Origin of the sequence: Microcoleus sp. M2_D5, assembly GCF_036701935.1 — a bacterium.
Taxonomy (GTDB): domain Bacteria; phylum Cyanobacteriota; class Cyanobacteriia; order Cyanobacteriales; family Microcoleaceae; genus Microcoleus.
Map to the genome: position 1 here is coordinate 26022 of NZ_JAUBRP010000046.1, position 23731 is coordinate 49752.

Annotated in this window: 23 protein-coding genes; 10 read left to right on the plus strand and 13 right to left on the minus strand. The window is 45.7% G+C overall.

What is annotated here, in order from left to right:
* Positions 1 to 40 precede the first annotated feature (40 nt).
* The 4 genes from psaB (at position 41) to QUA50_RS19115 (ending at position 3563) form a co-directional block, all read left to right on the plus strand.
* Positions 41 to 2269 (plus strand): photosystem I core protein PsaB, encoded by a 2229-nt coding sequence (gene psaB, locus QUA50_RS19100; RefSeq protein ID WP_333057331.1) that lies wholly within the window; start codon positions 41 to 43, stop codon positions 2267 to 2269.
* A 307-nt stretch (positions 2270 to 2576) separates the two neighbouring features.
* Entirely contained in the window at positions 2577 to 2783 is a 207-nt protein-coding gene (locus tag QUA50_RS19105; RefSeq protein ID WP_333265897.1) for a hypothetical protein, read from the plus strand.
* Between the two features lie 12 nt (positions 2784 to 2795).
* On the plus strand, positions 2796 to 3335 hold the full coding sequence (locus QUA50_RS19110) for a sunset domain-containing protein (protein WP_333265899.1): 540 nt from the start codon (positions 2796 to 2798) through the stop codon (positions 3333 to 3335).
* A 60-nt stretch (positions 3336 to 3395) separates the two neighbouring features.
* Positions 3396 to 3563 carry a hypothetical protein gene (locus QUA50_RS19115; protein ID WP_333265901.1) on the plus strand — a complete coding sequence of 56 codons (168 nt, stop codon included), beginning with the start codon at positions 3396 to 3398 and terminating at the stop codon, positions 3561 to 3563.
* Positions 3564 to 3611: 48 nt separating this feature from the next.
* Here QUA50_RS19115 and QUA50_RS19120 read toward each other — a convergent pair whose 3' ends face one another.
* The 3 genes from QUA50_RS19120 to QUA50_RS19130 all read right to left on the minus strand — a co-directional run bounded on the left by QUA50_RS19120 (position 3612) and on the right by QUA50_RS19130 (position 4485).
* On the minus strand, positions 3612 to 3806 hold the full coding sequence (locus QUA50_RS19120) for a hypothetical protein (protein WP_236506337.1): 195 nt from the start codon (positions 3804 to 3806) through the stop codon (positions 3612 to 3614).
* 155 nt (positions 3807 to 3961) lie between these two features.
* Positions 3962 to 4180: a helix-turn-helix domain-containing protein gene (locus QUA50_RS19125; protein ID WP_293135490.1), complete on the minus strand. Its 219-nt coding sequence runs from the start codon at positions 4178 to 4180 to the stop codon at positions 3962 to 3964.
* Between the two features lie 92 nt (positions 4181 to 4272).
* Positions 4273 to 4485, minus strand: a complete 213-nt coding sequence (locus tag QUA50_RS19130; protein WP_006631307.1) for a helix-turn-helix domain-containing protein — start codon at positions 4483 to 4485, stop codon at positions 4273 to 4275.
* 181 nt (positions 4486 to 4666) lie between these two features.
* Between QUA50_RS19130 and QUA50_RS19135 the strand changes: the two genes are divergently transcribed.
* Positions 4667 to 5137, plus strand: coding sequence for a hypothetical protein (locus QUA50_RS19135; protein WP_333265904.1), 471 nt, complete (start codon positions 4667 to 4669; stop codon positions 5135 to 5137).
* A 41-nt stretch (positions 5138 to 5178) separates the two neighbouring features.
* Here the strand turns inward: QUA50_RS19135 and QUA50_RS19140 are convergent, their stop codons facing one another.
* The 9 genes from QUA50_RS19140 to QUA50_RS19180 all read right to left on the minus strand — a co-directional run bounded on the left by QUA50_RS19140 (position 5179) and on the right by QUA50_RS19180 (position 15579).
* Complete coding sequence (locus tag QUA50_RS19140) at positions 5179 to 5385, minus strand: hypothetical protein (protein WP_333140518.1); 207 nt, start codon at positions 5383 to 5385, stop codon at positions 5179 to 5181.
* Positions 5386 to 5641: 256 nt separating this feature from the next.
* On the minus strand, positions 5642 to 6964 hold the full coding sequence (locus tag QUA50_RS19145; protein WP_333265906.1) for a CO2 hydration protein: 1323 nt from the start codon (positions 6962 to 6964) through the stop codon (positions 5642 to 5644).
* A gap of 109 nt (positions 6965 to 7073) precedes the next feature.
* Entirely contained in the window at positions 7074 to 7403 is a 330-nt protein-coding gene (locus QUA50_RS19150; protein WP_333299489.1) for a NirD/YgiW/YdeI family stress tolerance protein, read from the minus strand.
* A 301-nt stretch (positions 7404 to 7704) separates the two neighbouring features.
* Positions 7705 to 9219, minus strand: coding sequence for an NADH-quinone oxidoreductase subunit M (locus tag QUA50_RS19155; protein WP_333265910.1), 1515 nt, complete (start codon positions 9217 to 9219; stop codon positions 7705 to 7707).
* Positions 9220 to 9509: 290 nt separating this feature from the next.
* Positions 9510 to 10229, minus strand: a complete 720-nt coding sequence (locus QUA50_RS19160; protein ID WP_333265911.1) for a carbonic anhydrase — start codon at positions 10227 to 10229, stop codon at positions 9510 to 9512.
* 104 nt (positions 10230 to 10333) lie between these two features.
* Entirely contained in the window at positions 10334 to 12193 is a 1860-nt protein-coding gene (locus QUA50_RS19165; RefSeq protein ID WP_333265913.1) for an NAD(P)H-quinone oxidoreductase subunit F, read from the minus strand.
* Between the two features lie 500 nt (positions 12194 to 12693).
* Positions 12694 to 13680: a glycosyltransferase gene (locus QUA50_RS19170; RefSeq protein ID WP_333265916.1), complete on the minus strand. Its 987-nt coding sequence runs from the start codon at positions 13678 to 13680 to the stop codon at positions 12694 to 12696.
* A gap of 413 nt (positions 13681 to 14093) precedes the next feature.
* Positions 14094 to 15209 (minus strand): phospho-N-acetylmuramoyl-pentapeptide-transferase, encoded by a 1116-nt coding sequence (mraY, locus tag QUA50_RS19175; protein WP_333265918.1) that lies wholly within the window; start codon positions 15207 to 15209, stop codon positions 14094 to 14096.
* Between the two features lie 130 nt (positions 15210 to 15339).
* On the minus strand, positions 15340 to 15579 hold the full coding sequence (locus QUA50_RS19180) for a DUF3134 domain-containing protein (protein WP_333265920.1): 240 nt from the start codon (positions 15577 to 15579) through the stop codon (positions 15340 to 15342).
* A gap of 412 nt (positions 15580 to 15991) precedes the next feature.
* Here QUA50_RS19180 and QUA50_RS19185 point away from each other — a divergent pair, with 412 nt between their 5' ends.
* On the plus strand, positions 15992 to 17668 hold the full coding sequence (locus QUA50_RS19185) for a glycosyltransferase family 4 protein (protein ID WP_333265923.1): 1677 nt from the start codon (positions 15992 to 15994) through the stop codon (positions 17666 to 17668).
* Positions 17669 to 17924: 256 nt separating this feature from the next.
* Positions 17925 to 18509 (plus strand): PAP/fibrillin family protein, encoded by a 585-nt coding sequence (locus QUA50_RS19190; protein WP_333265924.1) that lies wholly within the window; start codon positions 17925 to 17927, stop codon positions 18507 to 18509.
* A gap of 316 nt (positions 18510 to 18825) precedes the next feature.
* On the opposite strand, the gene QUA50_RS19195 is transcribed toward QUA50_RS19190, so the two are convergent.
* Entirely contained in the window at positions 18826 to 21918 is a 3093-nt protein-coding gene (locus tag QUA50_RS19195; protein ID WP_333265926.1) for a type ISP restriction/modification enzyme, read from the minus strand.
* A 155-nt stretch (positions 21919 to 22073) separates the two neighbouring features.
* Between QUA50_RS19195 and QUA50_RS19200 the strand changes: the two genes are divergently transcribed.
* The 3 genes from QUA50_RS19200 to QUA50_RS19210 all read left to right on the plus strand — a co-directional run bounded on the left by QUA50_RS19200 (position 22074) and on the right by QUA50_RS19210 (position 23574).
* Positions 22074 to 22343, plus strand: a complete 270-nt coding sequence (locus tag QUA50_RS19200) for a type II toxin-antitoxin system ParD family antitoxin (RefSeq protein WP_333265928.1) — start codon at positions 22074 to 22076, stop codon at positions 22341 to 22343.
* On the plus strand, positions 22340 to 22648 hold the full coding sequence (locus QUA50_RS19205; protein ID WP_333265930.1) for a type II toxin-antitoxin system RelE/ParE family toxin: 309 nt from the start codon (positions 22340 to 22342) through the stop codon (positions 22646 to 22648). Before QUA50_RS19200 ends, QUA50_RS19205 begins: the two co-directional genes overlap by 4 nt.
* 110 nt (positions 22649 to 22758) lie before the next feature.
* Positions 22759 to 23574: a PD-(D/E)XK nuclease family protein gene (locus QUA50_RS19210; RefSeq protein ID WP_333265932.1), complete on the plus strand. Its 816-nt coding sequence runs from the start codon at positions 22759 to 22761 to the stop codon at positions 23572 to 23574.
* The last annotated feature ends 157 nt before the right edge of the window (positions 23575 to 23731 follow it).

The window sequence follows — 23731 nt, forward strand, 5'->3', positions numbered from 1 at the left end:
CCCTTCAATTTTGTTCAGGATTCAGGATTAATCAAGGCTTATGGCAACGAAATTTCCAAAATTTAGCCAAGACCTTGCCCAAGACCCGACCACACGGCGGATCTGGTACGGGATTGCCACAGCACACGACTTTGAAAGCCACGATGGCATGACCGAAGAAAATCTTTACCAAAAGATTTTTGCTTCTCACTTCGGCCACCTAGCAATCATTTTCTTGTGGACTTCGGGCAGCCTGTTCCACGTAGCATGGCAAGGTAACTTTGAACAGTGGATTAAAGACCCTCTAAACGTCCGCCCGATCGCTCACGCGATTTGGGACCCGCAGTTCGGCGCTCCTGCAGTAGAAGCTTTCACTCAAGGGGGCGCTTCTAACCCGGTGGATATCTCTTACTCCGGTGTCTACCATTGGTGGTTCACCCAAGGGATTCGGACAAACGCCGACCTGTATCAAGGAGCTATCTTCTTGCTACTGCTGGCGGCTGTCTTCCTGTTCGCAGGTTGGTTGCACCTCCAGCCCAAGTACCGCCCCAGCTTGTCTTGGTTCAAAAATGCTGAATCTCGCCTCAACCACCACTTGGCTGGTTTGTTCGGTGTCAGCTCTTTGGCTTGGACTGGTCACATGGTTCACGTTGCTATCCCCGAATCTCGCGGACAGCACGTAGGTTGGGACAACTTCCTGTCTACCCCGCCTCACCCGGCTGGTTTGGCTCCGTTCTTCAGTGGTAACTGGGGCGTATACGCCGAGAATCCAGATGCAGCGAACCATGTCTTCGGTACTTCCGAAGGCGCTGGAACCGCAATTCTGACTTTCTTGGGCGGCTTCCACCCTCAAACAGAATCCCTGTGGCTGACAGACATCGCTCACCACCATTTGGCGATCGCAGTTCTGTTTATCGTTGCCGGTCATATGTACCGGACTAACTTCGGTATCGGTCACAGCATCAAAGAGATGTTGGATTCTAAGGCTGGTTTGGTCGGCGGCAAGAGCGAAGGGCAGTTCAACTTGCCTCACCAAGGCTTGTATGAAACCTACAACAACTCGCTGCACTTCCAACTGGCATTTCACCTCGCTGCTTTGGGCGTAATTACCTCCTTGGTAGCACAGCATATGTACGCGATGCCTCCCTACGCTTTTATAGGTAAGGACTTCACGACTCAGGCTGCGCTTTACACCCACCACCAGTACATTGCTGGATTCATCATGGTCGGCGCTTTCGCCCACGGAGCTATCTTCTTGGTGCGGGACTACGATCCTGAAGCAAACAAAGGCAACGTGCTCGATCGCGTGTTGCAGCACAAAGAAGCGATTATCTCTCACTTGAGCTGGGTGTCGCTGTTCTTGGGCTTCCACACTCTCGGCTTGTACGTTCACAATGACGTTGTAGTTGCTTTCGGAACTCCTGAAAAGCAAATCTTGATTGAACCAGTGTTCGCACAGTTCATCCAAGCTGCTCACGGAAAAGCTCTCTACGGCATGGACGTGCTGTTGTCTAACCCCGACAGCATTGCTTCTACCGCTTGGCCCAACTACGGCAACGTATGGCTCCCAGGCTGGTTGGATGCGATTAACAGCGGTACTAATTCTCTGTTCTTGGCGATCGGACCTGGCGATTTCTTGGTTCACCACGCGATCGCACTAGGCTTGCACACCACCACCTTGATCTTGGTCAAGGGCGCTCTGGATGCACGCGGTTCTAAGCTGATGCCGGACAAAAAAGACTTCGGTTATGCTTTCCCTTGCGACGGCCCCGGCCGTGGCGGTACTTGCGACATCTCTGCTTGGGACGCGATGTACCTGTCTGTATTCTGGATGTTGAACACCCTAGCTTGGGTAACGTTCTACTGGCACTGGAAGCACCTGGGTATCTGGCAAGGTAACGTGGCTCAGTTCAATGAGTCTTCTACCTACCTGATGGGCTGGTTCCGCGATTACCTCTGGCTGTATTCTTCTCAGTTGATCAACGGTTACAACCCGTATGGTACTAACAACTTGTCAGTCTGGGCTTGGATGTTCTTATTCGGACACCTTGTTTGGGCAACTGGTTTCATGTTCCTGATCTCTTGGAGAGGTTACTGGCAAGAGTTGATCGAGACTTTGGTTTGGGCTCACGAGCGCACTCCTTTGGCTAACTTGGTTCGCTGGAAAGACAAGCCTGTTGCTTTGTCGATCGTCCAAGGTCGTTTGGTTGGCTTAGTTCACTTTACTGTGGGCAACGTCCTCACTTACGCGGCCTTTGTAATTGCCTCGACAGCCGGGAAATTCGGATAACTCTGAACTCTGGTTTCTAGGTAATTAAATGAAATCCCCTGCCTTCTGGCGGGGGATTTTTTTAGGTATTTTGGTTGAGGATGGAGAGTGAAGAATATTGTTTTATAGCGAAGTTACAGCAGGAAAATATAGCCACTATTAAGAAATCCTTACTCTCGCTTTTACACATTGTTGGTGCGGATTTCTGAATCACAGCCAACAGCTTTTTCTGCTATGCTGAATCTAGTAGCTCAAACGATTGAGCAAGCACAAGTTGAGGGCGATGCGAAGCCACTATCCGGGAAGCCAAAAGAGATTTTCACCTGCCATGAGTGAAACACCCAAACTCCCCGATCGTGAAGTAATCCAAAAGACTATGAGAAATCTTCTAGGTGTCTGTCAACGGCTTGAGGCTCTAACTCTCAGTTTAGATGAACTAACGGCTATGGTAGAAGCTGATATTCGCAACAGTCCGATTAATGTTCATCGGCGAGAGAATGCGAAGCGGTTGGCTGAGTCTGTTAAGCAGGAATAAAAGTTCAATTTTATGAAACCTGTTCTGAATAAAGGGCAACTGACAACCTGGAAAGACGATCGGGGGTTTGGCTTCATTAAACCGGATGATGGCAGTAAAGAAGTTTTCTTGCAGATCAGTGCGCTGAAGGAAGCAAGTCGTCGCCCAAAAGTCGGAGATACGATTTTATACGATCGAGTTGCTGAAACAGACGGGAAAGTACGTGCAACTAGAGCATCAATTCAAGGTGTTGCACCTCGACATCAGCCCACAAACCAGAAACCAAAGAAACGGGGTGTACTCAAAACAGTTTTTGGTATTGGGATTCTGGCTGTCATTGTGCTTTTTACAATGCAGTTGAGTCGCAGTCGTTCTCTCTCTCCAATTACATCGATCGCCAAACCAGGATGTACTATCAAAGGCAACATCTCGATCGATACAGGCAATAAAGTTTATCACCTTCCAGGCATGGAAGATTACGAATCAACAGTTATCGATCCAGCTAGGGGTGAGAGATGGTTTTGCACAGAGTCAGAGGCTAAAGCCAATGGTTGGCGTAAAGCACCGAGGTAGCCATAGCATCTCAACAACCGCGCTGCACCAGAACGGATTGCTCAAGGAAGAAGCCAGAAGTTGATATCGCCCTTTTTGCTATGGTGGATTTACTCGATCGCCCAATTGACTGTGCAACTCTACGTTGAAAGCAAAAGAAAGAAAATTGAGGTGATACGCAAGCAATATTCTCAAGCCGAGATTGTTGATGTGACATCCTTCATCCGATCGACCGTGGGTAAAGTTTAGTCGCTTTTAGCGGTAAAGATGAAACTGTTGACCTGGTTTTCTTCAGCTTCAAATCTCCCCATTCACCTGCATCTGATGCACCTTGTCAGCCAATTCTTGGCGGCTTTCCTTATCGAGTGCATCAATTGCCAGCATTCCCAAGTACACGACTTCCTTCTGAGTTAGTCTGGTCGCTTGGGCTTGTTTTTGAATGACTTCCTTAATCACGGAACTGACCGCGATCGCCGTATTAGTTTTTGCCACGAAGAATAATCAACGATTAATAACTTTCCTTGATGTTACCATCATCAATCCGATTAACTGCAATAATGTTTGACTAACTACAGTTAATCATGCTATAGTGTAAAAAATACAAAAAAGCGATCGCCCCCGGTCTAGACAAATTAAGGGCGATCGACCTATTCCTCCAAAATCTCCACCAAATCCTCAATCATTACGTCAAACGTGCGAGCCAACCTGTGCAAGTAGGCAAAATTAACGGTTGTCATGCCTTGACATTGGGCGTAGTTTCTGATGGTGCTGTAACCAACGCCCGATCGATCGGAAACTTCCTTAAGTGTCCAGCCGTTCTGGGCCGCAAACTCCCGAATCCGCAACCTCACTAAGCCTTTGCTCATACTGACTTGACAAATGACAATCTGCTGTCGTTTAATATTAGATATCTGAAAAAGCGATCGCCTCTGGTCTGGACAACTAAAGGGCGATCGACCTATTCCTCCAAAACCTCAACCAAATCCTCAATCATCACATCAAAAGTCCGAGCTAACTTCCGCAGGCAAGTAAAGTCAACCATTGCCATTTCAGGACGACGAGCATAGCTTCTGACTGTGCTATAAATTACCCCGGAACGATCGGATACTTCCTTAAGCGTCCAGCCCTTCTCCGCCGCTAGTTCCCGAATTTTTAGCCTGACTAAACCCATGCTTGACAGTTGATGCAATTGCGTCGTACAATTTTATATGTAAAGAGCGATCGCCCCCCGGCCTGGAAAACTAAAGGGCGATCGTCTTTAAAACCTCATCTGGACAGATTATTTCTTTCTATCAAAAAGTGCATTTGCCATATCCAGAAGTCTACTAACCATATCCAGAGGTGTACTAGCCATGATATCAGAAACTCCGGCAAAATCGCGAACGATCGCAGAATCCAGAATAATTCATAAATCGCCAATCCTGCATCCGCTGGCGAGATTTGTTACCGAAGAAACAGTCGCACTCCTGTTCAATATCGCAGCCGACGAGATTTACCGCATCGAATGCTGTCGCTACATGGTTTACGTGCACGCCAAAGGCATCAGCCGCTTTGTCAGCTACGCTGATTTTCCCCCGATTTTAGCAGTAAAGCCGATCGCACTTCAAGATTTTGGCAGATGGTACAAACGCTGGAAAAGCAAGCTAGCACCAGCATTTTGGACTAAATTCTACACCCACAAGTTCAAAAAAGCTGTTTCAGTTGACAGCTTGCTAGAGTGGGGCCAATTGGTAGCTACTGTTAAATCGGTCATTTCTGGGGCGGCGCTGCAACAGCTACGAGGTGTCTATGCTCAAGAAAAAGATTTGATGGAGAAATTTTAAAGTGCGATCGACTTAATCCTAGTTGAACTTTCAATTAAATTTTAAAACACTTCATCCTCGATACCCAGCCACCATTCCCCCAGATTCATTAAATCTTTGTGAATGTCGGTAAGTTCTGTCATATACTCTTCAGCAGAAATCTCCGATCGCCTTTCTTGCAATTTTTTCAGCCGCAGTTGCACCAACAGCCAAGGTTTGGAAATCCCATCGGTTGCTTCGATATATTTGGCTAGCTCTTTGCTGTCCATAGTTATTGGTTATTTTTTATATCGGAATGGTTAAACCGCAGAGAACGCAGAGAACGCAGAGGAAGAGAAGAGAGAGAGAGATGAATAATTATGATGCGAACTAATCTAATATTATACTACTTTTGAAACTGATTAAAAAGCTCTCATTTTTTCTAGTCGGTTTCAACCGACTTTAACTTTGAGCCAGGGGTTTCAACCCCTGGCGGACTAACGGATTGGCGGACTTGGAAGCTAAGATGTCTGCCGCAAACATCTTTTACCTATAATCCGAAGTCTGAATATTCTTGAGCTTCGCCGCATATTTCATGCCGTATTCCGGGCGACAGAAGCGATCGATCTGAGACTCAAAGAAAGCCCGATTTGCCTTCAAATGCTTTGGATTCGGGTCATCTAAAGGATACAAAAGAGCAGTCCGTAACGCTTGAATCACCGCCGAAGTTACGCAGTACATCGATCGCTGGAATGTCACCCCAATTTGATTTAGGATATCATCTTCGCCGCGGCAGCGCTGTTTGTAGAAATCCATCAAATAAGGTGGCAGGAAATGCAGCATATCTTGTGCTAGCAAAGTCGGCGGAATCCCCGCCGTACCTACCGGGAATTTGTCTGCATAAAGCACTCCGTAGTGGAAGTCTTTTTGGTCGTCAGGAACTTCCTTCGCTTGAGCATTGTAAGATTTGGTGCCTCGGAAGGGCGAAGTGCGATAAAATACAGCCTCCACGTAAGGTAACGCTGCTTCGTAAAGCCAAGTAAAACCTTTAGATTTGGGGATGATTTCGTAGGTTTCACCGTCGATTTGGACATGGTGGTAAATGGGCCTTCCGGCGATCGCAAATATCCCATTTACTAGGAAATCCATCGCTTGCGGGACTGTGGTAATTTTCCCTTCGTCGTACAAGTCGGAAACTTCAAAAAACACCGGTGCCATTACTTCCCAGAATAAACCGAGATTGCTGTAATAAGACATTTGGCGGCACTGTTCTAAAAACATTTCGGGAAATGCTTTGTGAATTGCCAGCATGAACGGGTCTTTTTTGAAGTAAGCTTTAATTGCGCGATCGGCATTAGCTTTATATTCGTCACTGTCCAAATAAGGATCGAATTGATTGGTTGGGACGTATAAGCCCCGGTGCCAAAGCATTGACCTCATGCACTCTTCGGCAAATTCCATGTTAATGCGATCGTGCCACAAATGGTGGAACAGTCGCGGGAGTTTACCAGTTTCACCCTTCTCCATGAACTCCAAAAGTTCTGGGTGAACACTTCCAGTACCTCGCCAAATCCGCAAATCTGCACCGTCGCCTGCATAGTGATTTTGTAAATCTAAATACTCTTGCGGTAAAAAGTATTTAAAGAAAGGAAGCGGGTGTAAAAATACTCGTTCGGCGATGTAAAGCAAATCCCGCCAGTAAAAGTCCATCGGCACCGCGTAAGCTTTCCAAATAGCGATGATTTGCATCAGATTTTCCGGCGTATCTGGAATCATAGCGCCGCCCGCTTCCAGTATGTGAATTATTTCGGCAAATTCGTGTTTGGAAGGCGGTAGTTTATTTGCCGATTTCCTAGGAGTTTGTACCATTGTTTGTTACTTTTTTTGAATGAATTTGCCTATTTATAAATTGCTCTCTTCGGGAATTAGGTTATCCCAAATCTCAGGCTTTTCGGAAAGATAGCGCTGCTTTTTACAGTTATCTTCCCCGCCCTCCAGCCCAAGGCGGCGGGCCTTGTGGAGAGCGGATTTCGATAATTGATCCGTTGGATTTTGTAATAGAAAAAGCATCAAATTCGCCGTCATCCATCTCGCCAACAACGGTAATTGTTTCCCCTTCTGATAGATTAATATTGCGCCACCTGCGCGGGCCGGCATCGACTCTAACTCGACCGCTGCTGTCCTCGATAATCCACTCATTTTCATCAGCTTCTCCAAAACCGACTACTCGGCCAGAGATGGTAATTCCTGTTTTCGCTGGCAAATCACGAATTCGAGTTATAGCTTGTGCAAAAGCAGAAGTTGCCACTACTAAAAGAAGGGTTGTAACTGCGGATACACGGAAAAGTTTTTTCGGTTTCACGAGCAATCGTCTCCTGGTATTTATCTGGAGGCTCTGCGTCCAAAATCTTTCATGAAAATTGGAGGCAGAGCCTAGTAACGAGTAGATATTTGTACGGCCGCACAGGCGGACGCAAGGCAAGTGCAGAACCTATTTTAATCGCTGAGCTATCTTAGTCTCGCGTTGCGCGGACTTCGTTTGTGCAGTTTGACCTCGAATTCGGATGACGGGCGCTTCGCCACATCCGAATTTGAGGTCAAAAGCGATTTCAAGCTCCAAGTTTTCCAAGTATAGCTATTTTGGCTACTTGAGCATTTCTGTCTGCAGGCAGAGTTGCAACGATCGCATTTGTAGTAGATTCGCTCCACTTGAGCAGCCAAGCAGGTTGAATTCCCAACACAAAAATGATGCCCGCCAAAACCAGCGCCGGCATATTTTCAGCAAACGTAACTGGAGGGTAGTAAGCCGTGGCATTGTCCAACTTCCCAAAACAGGTGCGGTTGAGCAGAATCACAAAGTAAACGGCTGTTAAACCCGAAGCTAAAATGCAGATTAAAGTGGGAATTGGAAAGATAGAGAAACTGCCTTGAAATACTAAAAATTCGGCAATAAAACCCACCAAACCCGGAATGCCGGCGCTTGCCATGCCGCCCAAAACTAACAGGGAACTAGCCGTGGGTAAACCCCGCATCGGATTCATCAAACCGTTGAGCACGTCCAAATCTCGCGTGCCGACTTTGCTTTCGATGATGCCTACTAAATAAAATAGCAAAGCTAAAATTAAGCCGTGGCTTACCATTTGCCCGACTGCACCGATTAATGCCAGCTTCGTACCCGCAGCGCAGGCAACGAGGATGTAGCCCATATGCCCGATCGAACTATAGGCTACCATGCGCTTGATGTCTTTTTGGGCGATCGCGCTCAAAGCACCGTACATCACGCTCACAGTCCCGATAATCGCTAAACCGGGAGCTATAATCGACCAAGTTTCGGGAAACATCTGCAAGCCAAACCGCACTAAACCGTAAGTTCCCAACTTCGCCAGAATCCCTCCCAGCAAAATTGCTGTTGCTGGCGAAGCTTCCACGTAAGCATCCGGCAGCCAAGTGTGCAGCGGCACCAAGGGAATTTTAATTCCCAACCCAATTAGCAAAATTGTTAGCAGGATTAACTGCACATTTCTCGGCAATTCTTGAGTGGTAATCGCACTGTAATCGAAATTTAAAGAACCGCTCAGCCAAGCAACACCCAAAAATGCTGCCAGCACTAAAAGTCCCGAAACTGCCGTGTAGATCAAAAACTTCATGGCAGCGTATTCCCGCTGCTTTCCGCCCCAAATCGCAATCAACAGGTAAAAAGGAATTAATTCTACTTCGTAAAACAGTACAAACAGCAGCAAATTTTGAGACATCAAAGCTCCGGCAATACCAGCATTGATTAGCAAAATCAAAGCGTAGTAAAGCTGGGGGCGCTCCATCTTTTCGCCCGTGCCGTAAATGACTAATAGCGTCAGCAAAGCACTTAAAACCAGCAGCGGCAATGACAAGCCGTCAATGCCCAAATTGTAGCTCAAACCTAATTGTGGAATCCAAGGCAAATATTCTTGAAATTGCAGTCCCGAATTTGCTGGATCGAATTGAGTTAACAGCCAGATATTCAACAGGAAAACAACAGCAGCAAAAGCTGAGGCTATTGAACGCAGGCGCATCCCATTTATGTTTCCGGGCAGGAACCCGACTACCGCAGCGCCCAACGCGGGCAACCAGAGCAAGGCACTAAGCATAATGTGTGAAGAGTAAAGAGTAAAGAATCTATTGAGAGTTGATAGTTGATAGTCAATCTTTGAGAGTTGAGAGTTGATAGTTGATAGTTATCAAGCGTCAATTGTCAAATTTCAATTTTTCGCTGTTACAAACCCCTCGCTGTCAATTGTCAACTGTCAATTGTAGGCTGTTAAAACCCCTTGCTGTCAATTGTCAACTGTCCCAGGTCAACTAACTCTGGGGGCGGGCACGGGGGCACAGCCCCTACCAACTGTCAACTGTTAACTGTTAACTGTTAACTGTTAACTGTTTAAGACTCAACCAACCTATTGATGAGACCCGTATCTAAATCGTAATAGCCACCCACCACTTTCAGTTTATTCTCCAGAATTAACTGAGAGATCACTGGAGATGCTTTTAATTTTCTAGTTTGCAGGATAACATTTGCTTTTGAAGCATTTTCTAGATGATCGCCCGTTTGGTTTTTTGAGCTTTCTACAGCAGGCTTAATGGCGTCGAGCAAACTGCCAATTTGACCGGGAACTTGAGCACCTTTAATGGTAGCTTCTACCGCACCGCACCTTTTATGCCCGATTACCATCAGCACTTTTGCTCCCAACACCAACGTGCCAAATTCCAGGCTGCCAATTTCTTCGGGAGTCGCCACATTGCCGGCGACTCGACAGACAAATAAATCTCCAAATCCTTGGTCGAAAATAATCTCGGAAGGGAAACGGGAATCCGAACAGCCGAGAATAGCAGCAAAAGGTTTTTGAGATATGGCAACTTGGGCGAGATCGGATAAGTTTTGGTTAAAACCTCGGCGTTTTTTTTCAACAAACCGCTTGTTCCCGCTCATTAACTTTTGCAAAGCTGCATCGGGAGTCATGTCATTTTGAGCAATTGCTGGTTCGGGTGCAGCCAAATCAGCGCCTGCTCCTGCTGCGAGTATCCCTGTACCAATGGCTCCTGCGACAAATTTGAGGGAATTGCGCCGGGAAAGATTGAATTGTCTGTTGTTTGAGGTCATTTATGCTGCCTTATTTGAACGAGTTAGAAATCTTTGTTCAAGACTTCATGTTCTTAAGATTTTAGATGAAAACTATCACCTAAAATCTTTAAATTTATATCTCTTTACCCGCCTACAATCAGCGACAAGCGAGCTAGCAGCGGCCAGCTTATCAGCAGTCCCAAAACTGCAACGCCGAACAGAATTGTCAGGGCGTAAAACTGAGTTTGACCGTTAACGTTGTACTTGAGGCTTTGGCCGCCGAAAACCGTTGCAAAACCGATTAAGTTCGCGAATCCGTCAACAATATTGCGGTCGAACCAGGAGATGATTTGAGCAACTAAACCGACTGCAAATATCACAGTCACCCGGTAAAGTTTGGCAGTGTAAAAGTCGTAAGCAAAAAAGTCTTGCAAAGCTTCAGATCCAATTCGTACCGGTTTTTCCCATTTGTCGTTCAGGTAAACAAATGCTCCGGCACCGATGCCGATCGCCGTTGACAAAACTAGCAATCCAGTTGCGGTATAATTCAAACTTGCCCCCGGCAATAAATGCCACGCAGCCAGCAAGTGCGGAACGTGCAAAGTAAAGCCCATTAAAACAGTCATCGGCAAGATAAAAGGCCAGTGAACTTCCGGCGAACGTTCGGTCATTTGCTTTGGTTTGCCGCCAAAAACTAAACCGAAGACGCGCACCAAGCCAAAAGCAGTTACACCGTTGACAAACAGCACTATTGCTAACAAGGAAGGGTGAGCTTCCGACACTCCTGATGTGAAGTCTTCTAAAGCCCAGAAGCAGCCGAAGGGCGGTAGTCCCACCAATCCAGCGCTACCGACAATAAACGATATTGCCGATATTGGCCGCTTTCCCCACAAACCGCCGAGAGATCGGACATCCTGGGTGATGCTGTTCCAAACTACCGAACCGATGCTCATCACCAGCAAACCCATCGCCAAGCTGTAGGCAAATATTAATGTCAGGGCTGTCTGGGCTTGTCCGGTGCCGACGGCGATAAATACTAAGCCCATGTAAGAGCTGACTATATAGGAAAGCGTGCGCTTGATGTCAATTTGGGCGATCGCAATTAATGAAGCACCAACCGCCGTCGCAGCGCCTACAATAATAGCTGTCTTCAGTCCGATCGGCGACAAAGCAATCACCGGCTGCAACTTAATCAAAATCCAAGCACCAGTTTCCACAACTACGGTGTTCCGCAAAATTGTCGCCGGCAGCGGGCCTTCCATCGCCTCATCCAGCCACAGGTGCAAGGGAAACTGGGCGCATTTGCCCATCGGGCCGGCAATCAAAGCCAAGCTCAACAGCGTCGCTACAGTGGGGTCAAGCTTTGCAGTCTGGGCCCAAACAGCCAACTCGTCAAAATTCCAAGTTCCAGCCAGCGGCAGAATTGCGACTACCCCCATCAGCAGGAATAAGTCACCCACCCGCTTTGTTAAGAAAGCGTCGCGGGCTCCTGTCACCACCAAAGACTGATTGAACCACAGCCCGACTAACAGGTAAGTGCCCAAAGTCAGAACTTCTAAAATCATGTAGCTGAAGAATAGGGAATTGCACAGTACCAAGCCGCACATCCCCGCTTCAAACAGCCCCATCAGGGAAAAGAACCGAGCCCAGCCCCAGTCCATTTCCATGTAACCGAAAGCATAAATCTGCGCCAGCAAGTTCAGTCCGGTAATCAAAACTGTCGCCCCGACGGTGACAGCAGAGATTTCTACGGGAATGGTTAAGTCTAAACCTGCTACATTTAGCCAGGGAATCAACTGGTGTTGCGCTGGTTGGTTCCAAATAGCTGCGAGGGCGATGACGCCGTGTAAGAAAGCGAACAAGGTTAATATGGCGTTCACGTAACCGGATGGTCTTGGCCCCGTGCGGCGGGTAACTGCTGGAAACCACAGCATCGACAGAACTCCGCCGATGAGTGGATAGCAAGGTATAAACCAAACCGTCTGGAGTAAGATTTGAGCCATTGGCATTACTTGTAAAGGTTACAAAAATTTAAAATTATGAGAATAATTCCGATCGCGCTGACGACAGCAGTGAAAGCCCGAAGGCAGAAGTAAAGAAAATTTTGGGGTTTGCCTCTGAGTTTCTTCCCCTCGTCAAACCTAGCGCTTCAGAATAGACTTATTAATTTTATATTAAGTATTGCCTTAAATTTTCATATTTCTGATTCAGCATATTTATCTGTACCGATAAACTCTACTTATAGGTATATATAGGGGAGGATTGTGTACACACGAATATTTGTCGCACGCACATCTTGCACGATTTTGAGGAACAGGCCCAAAAGCCTGTTCCTCAAAATCGTGCAATTTTTTTGTGGGGAGTGGGGGTTGGGCTTCCTGCCTGCCCGTGAAATGCTTATTTAGAACAGGCAAGATGCCTGTTCCACAAAGAATTCAATTTTTTTGTGGGGAGTAGGAGTTGGGCATCCTCCCCGCCCGTGAAATGCTTATGGTCTGAAATATTAAAATCGTTCAATCTGCCAAGCTGCTAAAGGAAGTTTGGCTTGGCGCTGTCCGATCGCCCTTGCCCTAACATTCACTAGACCGATCGGCGTATTCAACAAATCTACCATATCGGCTTGGGCCATCGCACTTTTGGCAGCAGCCACAGGCAATTCCTTTAACAGCCATCTAGCCAGCCGATAAAAATATTCCGGTGCTGTCAATTCTCGCATCAAATCGACACCGTGGAGTTCGTGCAAATATTTATTAGATTCGCCGTACCGATACCATTGACTTTGCAACTGTTTTATTGTAGAACGGTGGCGGTGTCGGACGATCGCATTTTCGGCAAAATACATTTTATAGGATGTTTCCCGCAAAATCCGCCAGCACAAGTCAGCATCGCCGCCGCTGGTGAGATACGGGCGAAACAAACCTACTGTTTCTAAAACTTGCTTGCGTACAGCTAAATTGGCGGTTTGGCCGTAGGGACAAAAAGGGTGAGCGAGTGTATGTTTTTGAGATAAAGTATTTTGGCGATCGGCGTGTTGTTCTAAGATAGTTTTACCGGGCAATGCCAGTATTTCCCCAGCGCTAATTCCTACTTCTAAGTCAACAAATGGCTTAACTAAATTTTCCAGCCAGTCAGATTCCGGGCGACAGTCTGCATCGGTAAAGGCAATGATTTCGCCTGTGGATGCGCGAATTCCAAGATTGCGGGCGGCGTAGGAACTTTGAATCTGATTTTCGGTGAGGTGGCGAATAATTATTCTATCCAAATTGCCTCCCCCCCTTACTAAGGGGGGGACTGAGGGGGGGTTCAAGTTTGTAGCTGTTTGGATAATTGCTGAAGTGCGATCGCGACTGTTGTTGTCTACTATGAGATATTCTACACTTTGTGGCGGATAAGTTTGCGATCGCAGGCACTCAATTAAATCCGGCAAATCCCCCTCGCCGTTGTAAACAGGCACAACCACCGAAACTTGCGGTAAAAACGTTTTAGTCATTCACCCACAACCGTAAACGATAGCATAACTAATATTGAGTAAGATTAAACGAACGGTGAAGGTGCTAAGGACGCTAAGGAAGATAAATAAGCAAATGTAGTTTTTCCTTTGTCCTATAAGCGTCTTCGCGGTTCTTCAAATAATTAAAAACCGTTATTAAGTTTTATGGCATTAACGGGGATATAACTTGTCAAAATTATAACTTCGGACTCTTAAACAGGCAAGATGCCTGTTCCACAACTGCATTCAGTTCTTGTGGAACAGGCATCTTGCCTGTTTCTTTCCCTTAAACAGGCAAGATGCCTGTTCCACAACTGCATTCAGTTCTTGTGGAACAGGCATCTTGCCTGTTTCTTTGAAATAGTAGAAAATATCTCTTACATCCCCTGTGCAATCCGTCACGCAATCTCTTTTCAACTCTTCCCCGCAAACATCAGAACCATTAACACTAACGCCACGTTAGTTATATAAAAAATGCCAACAACCTGAGTTTCCAACCAGCCGCACAACTCTAAATGATGGTGCAGCGGAGCCATTCTTAACAGACGCTTGCCGATTCCATCCGGGCCTTTTGTAGCTTTGTAATAACCTACTTGAGCAATTACTGACAGCGTTTCAACAAAGAAAATTCCGCTGATAACTAATAATATCCAAAGGCTATTTGTTAATAAAGCTACCGCACCCAACGCACCCCCCAAAGCTAAAGCACCTGTATCGCCCATAAACACCTTGGCTGGATTGCGGTTGTGTGCTAAGAAACCGAAACAACTGCCGCTAATGCAAGCGCAAAATATCATTAATTCTGGCGAAGTTGAGGCTACAGATGCGCCCAATCCCAAAAGTGCGATCGCCCCCAAACCTCCCATCAAACCGTCAACACCATCGGTAAGATTAGTAGCATTGCTTTCGGCAACTAGCACAAAACCCGCCAGAGGCCAAAATAGCAAACCTAATGGCAATACCCAACCGAAAGGCAAAGCAACATTCGTAGAAATTGCAGGTTGATGAAACATCAGCCACAGACAAAATAGAGCAGCAAAACCTATTTGCAAAGCCAATTTCATCCGAGGTGAAATACCTTTGTTCGACTTGCGCCGCAGAATTTGCCAGTCATCGAGCCAGCCAATGAAACCGTAAGCTAAAGTTAAAGCCGATACGGCAACAACATCTGAGTTAAACTTAGACCAAAGTAAAGCGACTGCTACCCCTGCTGGTATAAAAAAGATGCCTCCCATTGTCGGGGTTCCCGCTTTTTTCAAATGGGCTTGGGGGCCGTCTTCGCGAATTATTTGTCCTGCTTTTAGTTGCTGGAGTACGGGCACAACTGCATAGCCCAAACCCGACGCAACTACAGCACAAACAACTAGCGGCATAAATAGCGATGCAGGTAAATTCAAAAATCTACCCGCTGCTACATCTAAACCGATCGCTACAGTGCCGAGCCCCAAACCCAGCAGCATGAATAAATTCTTGCCTGTAAGTTTTAAAGGCAGACTTAAAGGGATTTTCTCATCCAAAAAGTTATCCATAACACTCCTCACCACACACTATTTGAGAATAAGCAATTGACAATTGGGGAATAGGGTGCGATACAGGAGATTGAGAAATCTCTGAGTTTTTATTCCCTGTTTCCGGTTGATTTCTTCACCCTTCTACCCGTTATTCTTCGCCTATACTCACATCCTCTTCTACTTCCTCTTCTAAATCATCGTAAGGACTGTCGTCAACTGCCATCAGTTCAGAAATTTCTTCTTCGTGCAGATAGTCGGGTTCTTGGACATCCCTTGCTAACAGGCGATTGTTAGATTCCAACCAGTCTAAAAGAGAAGATTGCTGTTTTAATGGAATTACATCCGCAGGTAAATGGCGAGGAATTTGACGCAGAGATGGGTTGTACATGATTATCGGTTTTTAATGACAAAGACGCGATCGAGTAGAGGTAACGTTTTGCCGGCGAACTGCTGCTGCGATCGAGCACTTGCAAATCGGGCATTTAGCAAGGCTAAAGCATTATACCACAGGCACTGTTTGGTTCCGGATCGGATAAGATGGGAGACCCAAAAGGCGATCGCCCCCAAGCATGGGCATGAGGATAGCACTAAAATCCGCTCTTGCCAATCCTTCTTTAGCCGTAAGCATTGTACTCTAAGACGATCGTCTTTAAGATATCGCCAGACACAGGGCGATCCTGTTCTGCAAGCCTCCCTAACGGCAAGGGGTTGATTCACAACAGTCTCCTGGATTTTCATCAAAGCCTGAGCCCGAATGCCCTCTGGCTTCTTCAGTCAACTCTCAAGCAATAAATCTCAGAATGGATACAACGGCAGCGGTTTTATACAACAAAGAGGGATACCACACCGGAGGCAAAAAACTTCTGGGGCGTCATTCAGCCGGAGAAGGGTTTCTCAAAAGCTTAGTCCAACACGGAACCGCCGACTCTCTCTACTGTTGCGCCGATAGCGAAACAACCTTTAAACAGTTTTGTTCGCACATCCAACCTTGGCTGCAAACACCTCGAAAAGTCCGCTGGATTCCCATGAAACGACCGGATTTGCTATCTCAACCGGGCACAATTTACCGACCCGATCCGGTTCTGTCGCAGATGGTGTGGGCGCGCAGATTTGTCGATCAGCGGGCCTACAGCGTTTGCGGCGTTACTCACACCATCGGTACAAAATACATCATGGAGGCGATCGGCGATTTGATCGCCGCACCCATGCAGCCTTGGGACGCCCTGATCTGCACCTCTACCGCCGTGAAAACAGCAGTAGAAGGAGTTATGACGGAGTGGTCTGAATATTTAGCCCAGCGCAACGGCGGTAAACCGGAAATTTTGGTCAAATTCCCCGTTATTCCCCTCGGAGTCGATTGCAGCGCGTTTCCGCAGGGTGTGGAAGCAGTTAATAGTCGCCGCCAACTGCGACAAGAACTCGGCATTTCTCCCGAAGATATTGTGGTGTTATTTGTCGGTCGATTGACTTTTTCTGCAAAAGCTCATCCGGTACCCATGTACATCGCCCTAGAACGGGCCGCACAACAGACAAAAGCCAAAATCCACTTAATTCAAGCCGGTTGGATAGAAGATCCGAGAGAAGAACCCGACTTTAAAAATAGCGCACAAATATTTTGTCCGTCGGTGAATGCTATTTTTTTAGATGGGAGACACCCGGAAATTAGAATAAATATTTGGTCGGCGGCAGACATTTTCATTTCGCTGTCCGACAACATTCAAGAATCCTTCGGACTCACACCCATAGAAGCCATGGCGAACGGACTGCCCGCCATAGTCTCCGACTGGAACGGATACAAAGAATCTGTACGCCACGAAATAGACGGCTTCCGCATTCCCACACTCATCCCGCCGCCGGAATCTTGTTTAGATTTAGCCCTAAATTATCTTGATGGCAGCTTAAATTGGCCGACTTACATGGGTCACACTTCCCTCGCCACAGCAGTTGACATTGATGCTTGCACCCGCGCGTTGTGCCAATTAATTGAAAACCCCGAATTGAGAAAGCGGATGGGGGAAAATGCCAGACAAAGGGCGAGGGAAATTTATGATTGGAAAGTAGTAATTGCTGCTTACGAACAATTGTGGCGGGAATTAGCAGAAATTCGCCTTGCGGCACCGGAGTCAGCACCTTTAAAACCCGGGAAGCCGCCTTATCCCCTAGGCGACGATCCGTTTCGGGTATTGGGTAATTATGCGACTAGAAGTTTAAGCAAGGAGATGATGTTGAATCTGGGTGCGATCGCCACACCAGAACTTTTCAAGCAGGTACAGACAATTAGGTTTACCAGTTTTGGTGAGGATAGGAGAACATCTGTTAGCATTCAGATGGAGATATTGGACACAATTAAGCAGGAAGGTGCGATCGGCGTGGGAGAACTTATCCGACGCTACGTTAAAAACGAGCAACAATTAGCCGACCTGTATCGGACTTTGCTCTATCTGGTGAAATTTGGTATCTTAGTAATTAGTTGTTAAGCTGTCACGCATTTAAATTGCATATTCAGGGCGGGCTAGACGGCCCACCCCACAAGAATTAGATTGTTTTTTGACATTCTATTTAAATGCACAACAGCTTAATACTCTGCGGACTCGGCGATTAATATCGCTACTACACAAAATTTCCTCCCTCTCGCTTGAGACAGAAGAAAAGATCGGTCTGACTTTTGCCTCACCTTCGATAATTAATCCGTGTATTCGTGTCAAAATCCGTGTTCTTCCTTCTTAAAAAATCATGCTGAGAAAATCTGCACTCTTAGAGATAATTGCTGGTAAGAATCGAGGTTTGCTGGCTACGGCTAGCGACAGACAAGCGATTTTAAGTGCGATCGCCCAATTGGAAGATTACAACCCCACACCACGCCCTGTGGAAGCCGGAGAGCTTTTAAATGGTGATTGGCGGTTATTGTACACCACCAGCCGCGAACTCCTGAATCTCGACAGTTTTCCATTGGTGAAATTGGGTCAAATTTATCAATCTATCCGCGTCAAAGAATCTAAAATTTACAACATTGGCGAACTTTACGGATTGCCTTATCTGGAAGGAATTGTCAGTGTAGCGGCAAGATTTGAGCCTACTTCCGAACGGCGAGTGCAGGTGAAGTTTGAGCGGTCTATAGTAGGTTTAAGCAGGTTGATTGGCTATGAATATCCGGGGAAGTTTATCGATGAGATTGAGTCTGGGAAAAAGTTCGCTGCTGTAGATTTCGGGCTGGATACTCGCGAACAGCAGGGATGGCTGGATATTACTTATTTGGATAAAGATTTGCGGATTGGACGGGGGAATAAAGACAGTGTTTTTGTATTGACAAAAGAGTGACTTATTATTGGCTGTAGGGGCGGGTTTTACCAACCATCATCGCCTCAAACCAACAATCTCAAAAACCCGCCCCGGCCCAATTGCTTCATAAACAGACCCTACAGGTAGATGGGATTTGCCCTTGGGTGGGGGCGGGTTTAAAAGATTATCGATTTGAGATAATTATTGTCTGTAAAACCCACCCCTACAAGACTTTACTTATATAATAAATTCGATAAACACCGCATCAAAATCAAAGAAACCGGGTTTTTTGCGGTTTTTGTGGTGTAACGAATATTTTCGCAAAAACCCGGTTTCTGGGAACCCAAAGGGATAGCTATTCCCAAGGAAAATCCGGTATCACCTCATCAATTTCAGCCATAATTTGCATTGTCTCTTTCAAAGCAACCACGACGCGCTGATAGTGCAACACCTCATCAAAAGATAAACTGCGATTGGCTTTTTTGCGGTCTTTCAACCATTTATCTAATACTTGATATCCACCTATTTTAAACCCCCAAACTTCGGGGAAAACACCTTCAAAATATTGCTGTTTGTTAATATAAACCCGCCGTTCTGATTCATTGTAAGTAACTTGAGTAACAGCATTATCGCCACTCACAGGATATTTAGTAATTACCTTATTTAATTTTTTCGATTTCATCAAGTGCAGTGCTACCAATTCCTCACCTTTATTGGCGAGTGTTTGAAAAAGTTCATTGTCGGAAGTTAACGGTAAGCGGGGAAAGTCTATTTTCAGGAATTCTGCATAACGCTGGCGGTAGGTAGGACTGTGAAAGACAGCATAGGCGTAATAAAAGATTGCTTCGGGAGTTGGTACATAGCCTAGTTTTTGACGAACTGCACTGAGAAAGTTTTGGGAGAAATTGGGAGTGCGATCGGTAAATAAATTACCTTGTTCGTTTTTAGTATCGGGGTAAGTATAGAGAGGAAACAGATAACCGCGCTCTCGGCTCTTATTAGAAACGTAACAATCATCAGTAAAATTATTGGTTACTAAAGAATGCTGCCATGATTCGCTTACGATCTGACGGCACATATACATTCCTAAGTTTTCACCTGTCAGCATATGACGCATTACTTCAAAGCGAGGCATGCACAGAAAGCCTCTCGTCTTTCCCGTATAGTAGGTGTAGCGTTTGTCAAAAGGACGGTATAAGATAGGGACAATCTTAGAGTCTTCAAGGTTATTGCTGCGTAAATCATCTTGAGCAAGTGATACTTGCCAATCTCGCGAATCTTTCCCCAGTTCATACTTTTTCCTAGCTTCCTCAACAGGAAGTGACACAAAATCTTTAACTGTTTCTTTTACTTGTTGAACTGACCATTTGATTGTCAGATCATCCCTAGCAGTTACAATACCAACTGAGTTTACAGGCATGATATCTGTGATTTTCCAGCCCTCGTTATACTCAGCAAATAAATCTCGATTTTGCGGAACCAATAAATAAAAAGGTGATTGAGGATGAATTATTTTCCATTCAGTTGAGTCAACATCTAGGAAATTTAAAGCTTCATATTTAGAAGTTCGACTTCCCCATAATTCCCCATGATGAACTTTTGCCGGAGTAGACTTACCAGGTTCTTTGATAAAAATGCCAATACTGACTCCCTGCTGAATATCAAACACATTTTGGTCAGATGAACCATCAGGAGAAACTTCTTTCTTTTTAGAATTACCGTGCAAATCTAAAACATAAATATCAGTAAAAGTTTGCATCAAATTTTGACGCATTCCCCGAAAAGTCGGGTTATCGAGATAACCGTGATTAGTCACAAAAGCCAAAACACCAAACCCCGTTTGACTAACTCGCCACTGTCCAAAACGAATAAATTTTACATAATCATCTTGCAGCCATTTAGAATTGCGCTCTTTCAGCGGTACACCAGCAACATAATAGTAATCTTTTACCAATCCTGCTATCCATTCACTCTTATTAGCAGAATGACCAGAATAAGGAGGATTTCCCAACACAACCATCACCGGGACATCCCGCTTAATTGCTGAAGCTTCATTAGCTTCTTGCGCCACAAATTGAGCAAAGAGAACCTCTGATTTTTTTAAAGCTTCATCTAAAGTATTCGTGAGATAAACTCCTAAACGCTGTTTGCTGCTAAACTCATAGCCGAGATTTTGCAGTTGCAAACCGAGTTTGAGATGTGCTATGGCATAGGGAGCCATTAACAACTCAAAACCAAATAATCGGTTTAATAAATTCTCCTGTACATACTGATTCCAACTCCCAGATATTCCCATATCTGCCAAATTTTGATAAATGCGATCGACAACTCCGTAAAGAAAAGTACCCGTACCCGTTGCCGGATCGAGAATTTGAACTCGCGGCTGTTGCGTATCTGGATTTTTGCTATTATCTGCCAATCCTAAAGGTAGATTAAAACGGTTTTTCAGGATAGCATCGACAGAGCGAACAATATACGAAACAACGGGTTCAGGAGTATAATAAACGCCGCGACTTTTCCGCAAAGCTGAATTATAAGCTGCCAGAAAGGTTTCGTAAAAATGAACAACTGGATCGGATTGCCGAGTGCGGCTACCAAAGTTTTCCAGAATAGCAGTCATGTCAACTCGCCCTAGTAGCTCGACTAAATCATCTATTGCCCAATTAATTTTACTGAGTAAATCCGTCTCGATAATACTGTTAAATAATCGCCGCAAAAACGGATTAGTGGCTGGGATGTACGTACCCGCTGTCCGGCGGTCAAAAACTTGATTTCCGGGATTTTGAGCGTGACCGACTCGCGCTGCAAATAAACCGTAGGAAATAGTTTGAGCGTACATATCTGCAAAAGCCGCATCGTTGAGATCCGGCAGCAATATCTCATTAAAACCGCGCTTGAGTTGATGTAATTCTCCGGTTTCAGTTTCGATTTGCAAAGCTGATTCTGTAGCGAGTAAAATTGATTTAGTTAAGCGCGCCATCTGCTTTGCCAAATCTTCAGGACTGTTAATGGCTGCACCGGCGAAATTAAGAAATCCCTCGATTAATTCAAGAGTTTTGTCAGAATTGCAGAGAGTAATTTCGTTTCCTGTTCTTTCGGCTAAAACTGCTGTTAATCTGACTTTCCCCTCAACATACCAGCGAAACTCTAGATAATTCGTGAGAATTAAATTACCGTTTAACGATTCTCGATATCGCTGCAATTGTTCTGTTTTTTCAACAGGATTCAAATCTAACCCGACATCCTTAGCTTCCACATAACCGACGAGTAAATCCCTGCGCCTGACAGTAAAATCTGGAACACCAGCTTTATTACCTTTTTCTTCTATGATTGCTACCAAACTAGCCGCCGGATTATCGAGTAAATTCTTGATAGTTGGGTAATGGGTGCGCTCGCTTCCCCGCAATAGATTGCTCTGAATTGACTGGATGTAGGTATCAAAACGCATTTGCTTCGCGGTTAACGGTATGAATCATTATATAATAATGGTAAGTGTAGGGCGATCGCCCTTTCATCCAAAAAATCTAACTGAAGTACGCGCGAGCGCAGCTATCCCGTAGGGAATCGCCTACAATAGAATCAACACTTCTCCTCTCAAGCGCTATGCAAATTGTTTTGTCACCTGAAGTCGAAGCCCTCGTGCAGCGTCAACTCACAACTGGCAAATACAAAAGTGCGATCGAAGTCATCCTCGCAGCCATTCAACTGCTTGAACAACAGGAAGACATTTATCAAGGAAGACTGCAAGAACTCCAACGAGACGCACTAATTGGACATCTTGCATCCCAACGCGGTGAAGTCGTAGACGGTGCAACCGCAATGTCACAAATCCGCGCCAACTTGCGATCGCGCTACACTTCATCAGAAGCATGACTCCACGATTTCGCCTCACCGAACCTGCAATTCAAGATATCGAGCAAATTGCAGACTACATCGCTCGTCAATCGGGACTCGATAAAGCCGATCGATTTTTAAGCAATCTCGACGCAAAATTTGCCAAAATTGCTCAGTTTCCCAACCTTGGACGACAACGAGACGAGATTTTACCAAGTCTACGCAGTCTCCCGATGGATAACTATCTTATACTCTATATGCCGATCGGACAGGATGTAGAAATATTTCGAGTTGTCAGTGGTTATCGAGATTTATCAGCCCTGTTCACCGATGTTGATGATTGAATTTAATTCATCTCAGAACAAGAGATAATTTGGGCGCACAAACTGTTACGAATTTTTCATAAGCGGTATAACAAAACCATACCAAAACCCCAACAAAATCACACCCAAAAATGCTCCGACTCTCCCAAACCCAACTCAAAATCCTCGAAGAATGCCCCCGCAAATTTCAACACAGCTACCTCGAACTACTCGCCACCACCGCCTCCCCAGAACACAAAGAAAAACTCACATGGGGAAGCCACTTTCACCTATTAATGCAGCAGCGAGAACTCGGACTTCCCATTGAATTTATCATCCAACAAGACCCCGAACTGGGACGATGTGTGGCAGCATTTATCAACACCGCACCCGAACTTTTCGCCAATTCAGAAAATAGCGACAACATTTTCCGCCAAGCCGAACACCCCCGCACCCTAATTTTCCAAGACTACCTATTCACCGTTATCTATGACTTGCTAATAGCCGAACCAAACTCCGCCCAAATTCTCGACTGGAAAACCTATCCCCGCCCTCAAAAATCAAAATGGATAGCCGAAAGTTGGCAAACTCGGCTCTATTTATACGTCTTAGTAGAAACCAGCGACTATTCCCCCGAACAAGTTTCCATGACATACTGGTTTGTACAATTGCAAGGAGAAGAACCGCCGCAAAAACTCACATTTTATTACAACCAAACAGAACACGATCGCACAAAACAAGATTTAACCCACCTATTGCAGCAGCTAACCGACTGGCGACAGCGCTATACCGAAGGCGGCGAATTCTTACCCCAAGTAGAAATTAGTTCCAATCTTTGCGATTCCTGTCAATTCGCCACTCGCTGCAACCGCACAGCAGACACCCAAGCTTCCTCACCCAATCTTTCCGTAGAAACTCCCACAGATTGGCTGCCAAATCTTGCTATCATTGAGGAAATTTCGATTTAATTCAAATTTTTTACTATGCCAACTATTAGTCGCCCGGTCGGGGCGGGTTTATAGATATTGTGGATGTGAATGAAAGATTGTTGGTGAACCCGCCCCTTGTATCTTAAAAGAGACAAGCTATCAAACCGCAAAATGCAGGCTATCGAACCGCAGACAC

Coding starts and splice junctions, on each gene's coding strand:
- mraY (WP_333265918.1), bottom strand. CDS start 15,209: ATGGATAACTTTTTGGATGAGAAAATCCCTTTAAGTCTGCCTTTAAAA.
- QUA50_RS19170 (WP_333265916.1), bottom strand. CDS start 13,680: ATGACTAAAACGTTTTTACCGCAAGTTTCGGTGGTTGTGCCTGTTTAC.
- QUA50_RS19140 (WP_333140518.1), bottom strand. CDS start 5,385: ATGGACAGCAAAGAGCTAGCCAAATATATCGAAGCAACCGATGGGATT.
- QUA50_RS19145 (WP_333265906.1), bottom strand. CDS start 6,964: ATGGTACAAACTCCTAGGAAATCGGCAAATAAACTACCGCCTTCCAAA.
- QUA50_RS19110 (WP_333265899.1), top strand. CDS start 2,796: ATGAAACCTGTTCTGAATAAAGGGCAACTGACAACCTGGAAAGACGAT.
- QUA50_RS19190 (WP_333265924.1), top strand. CDS start 17,925: ATGCTGAGAAAATCTGCACTCTTAGAGATAATTGCTGGTAAGAATCGA.
- psaB (WP_333057331.1), top strand. CDS start 41: ATGGCAACGAAATTTCCAAAATTTAGCCAAGACCTTGCCCAAGACCCG.
- QUA50_RS19185 (WP_333265923.1), top strand. CDS start 15,992: ATGGATACAACGGCAGCGGTTTTATACAACAAAGAGGGATACCACACC.
- QUA50_RS19125 (WP_293135490.1), bottom strand. CDS start 4,180: ATGAGCAAAGGCTTAGTGAGGTTGCGGATTCGGGAGTTTGCGGCCCAG.
- QUA50_RS19165 (WP_333265913.1), bottom strand. CDS start 12,193: ATGGCTCAAATCTTACTCCAGACGGTTTGGTTTATACCTTGCTATCCA.
- QUA50_RS19130 (WP_006631307.1), bottom strand. CDS start 4,485: ATGGGTTTAGTCAGGCTAAAAATTCGGGAACTAGCGGCGGAGAAGGGC.
- QUA50_RS19105 (WP_333265897.1), top strand. CDS start 2,577: ATGAGTGAAACACCCAAACTCCCCGATCGTGAAGTAATCCAAAAGACT.
- QUA50_RS19135 (WP_333265904.1), top strand. CDS start 4,667: ATGATATCAGAAACTCCGGCAAAATCGCGAACGATCGCAGAATCCAGA.
- QUA50_RS19195 (WP_333265926.1), bottom strand. CDS start 21,918: ATGCGTTTTGATACCTACATCCAGTCAATTCAGAGCAATCTATTGCGG.
- QUA50_RS19180 (WP_333265920.1), bottom strand. CDS start 15,579: ATGTACAACCCATCTCTGCGTCAAATTCCTCGCCATTTACCTGCGGAT.
- QUA50_RS19160 (WP_333265911.1), bottom strand. CDS start 10,229: ATGACCTCAAACAACAGACAATTCAATCTTTCCCGGCGCAATTCCCTC.
- QUA50_RS19205 (WP_333265930.1), top strand. CDS start 22,340: ATGACTCCACGATTTCGCCTCACCGAACCTGCAATTCAAGATATCGAG.
- QUA50_RS19155 (WP_333265910.1), bottom strand. CDS start 9,219: ATGCTTAGTGCCTTGCTCTGGTTGCCCGCGTTGGGCGCTGCGGTAGTC.
- QUA50_RS19200 (WP_333265928.1), top strand. CDS start 22,074: ATGCAAATTGTTTTGTCACCTGAAGTCGAAGCCCTCGTGCAGCGTCAA.
- QUA50_RS19210 (WP_333265932.1), top strand. CDS start 22,759: ATGCTCCGACTCTCCCAAACCCAACTCAAAATCCTCGAAGAATGCCCC.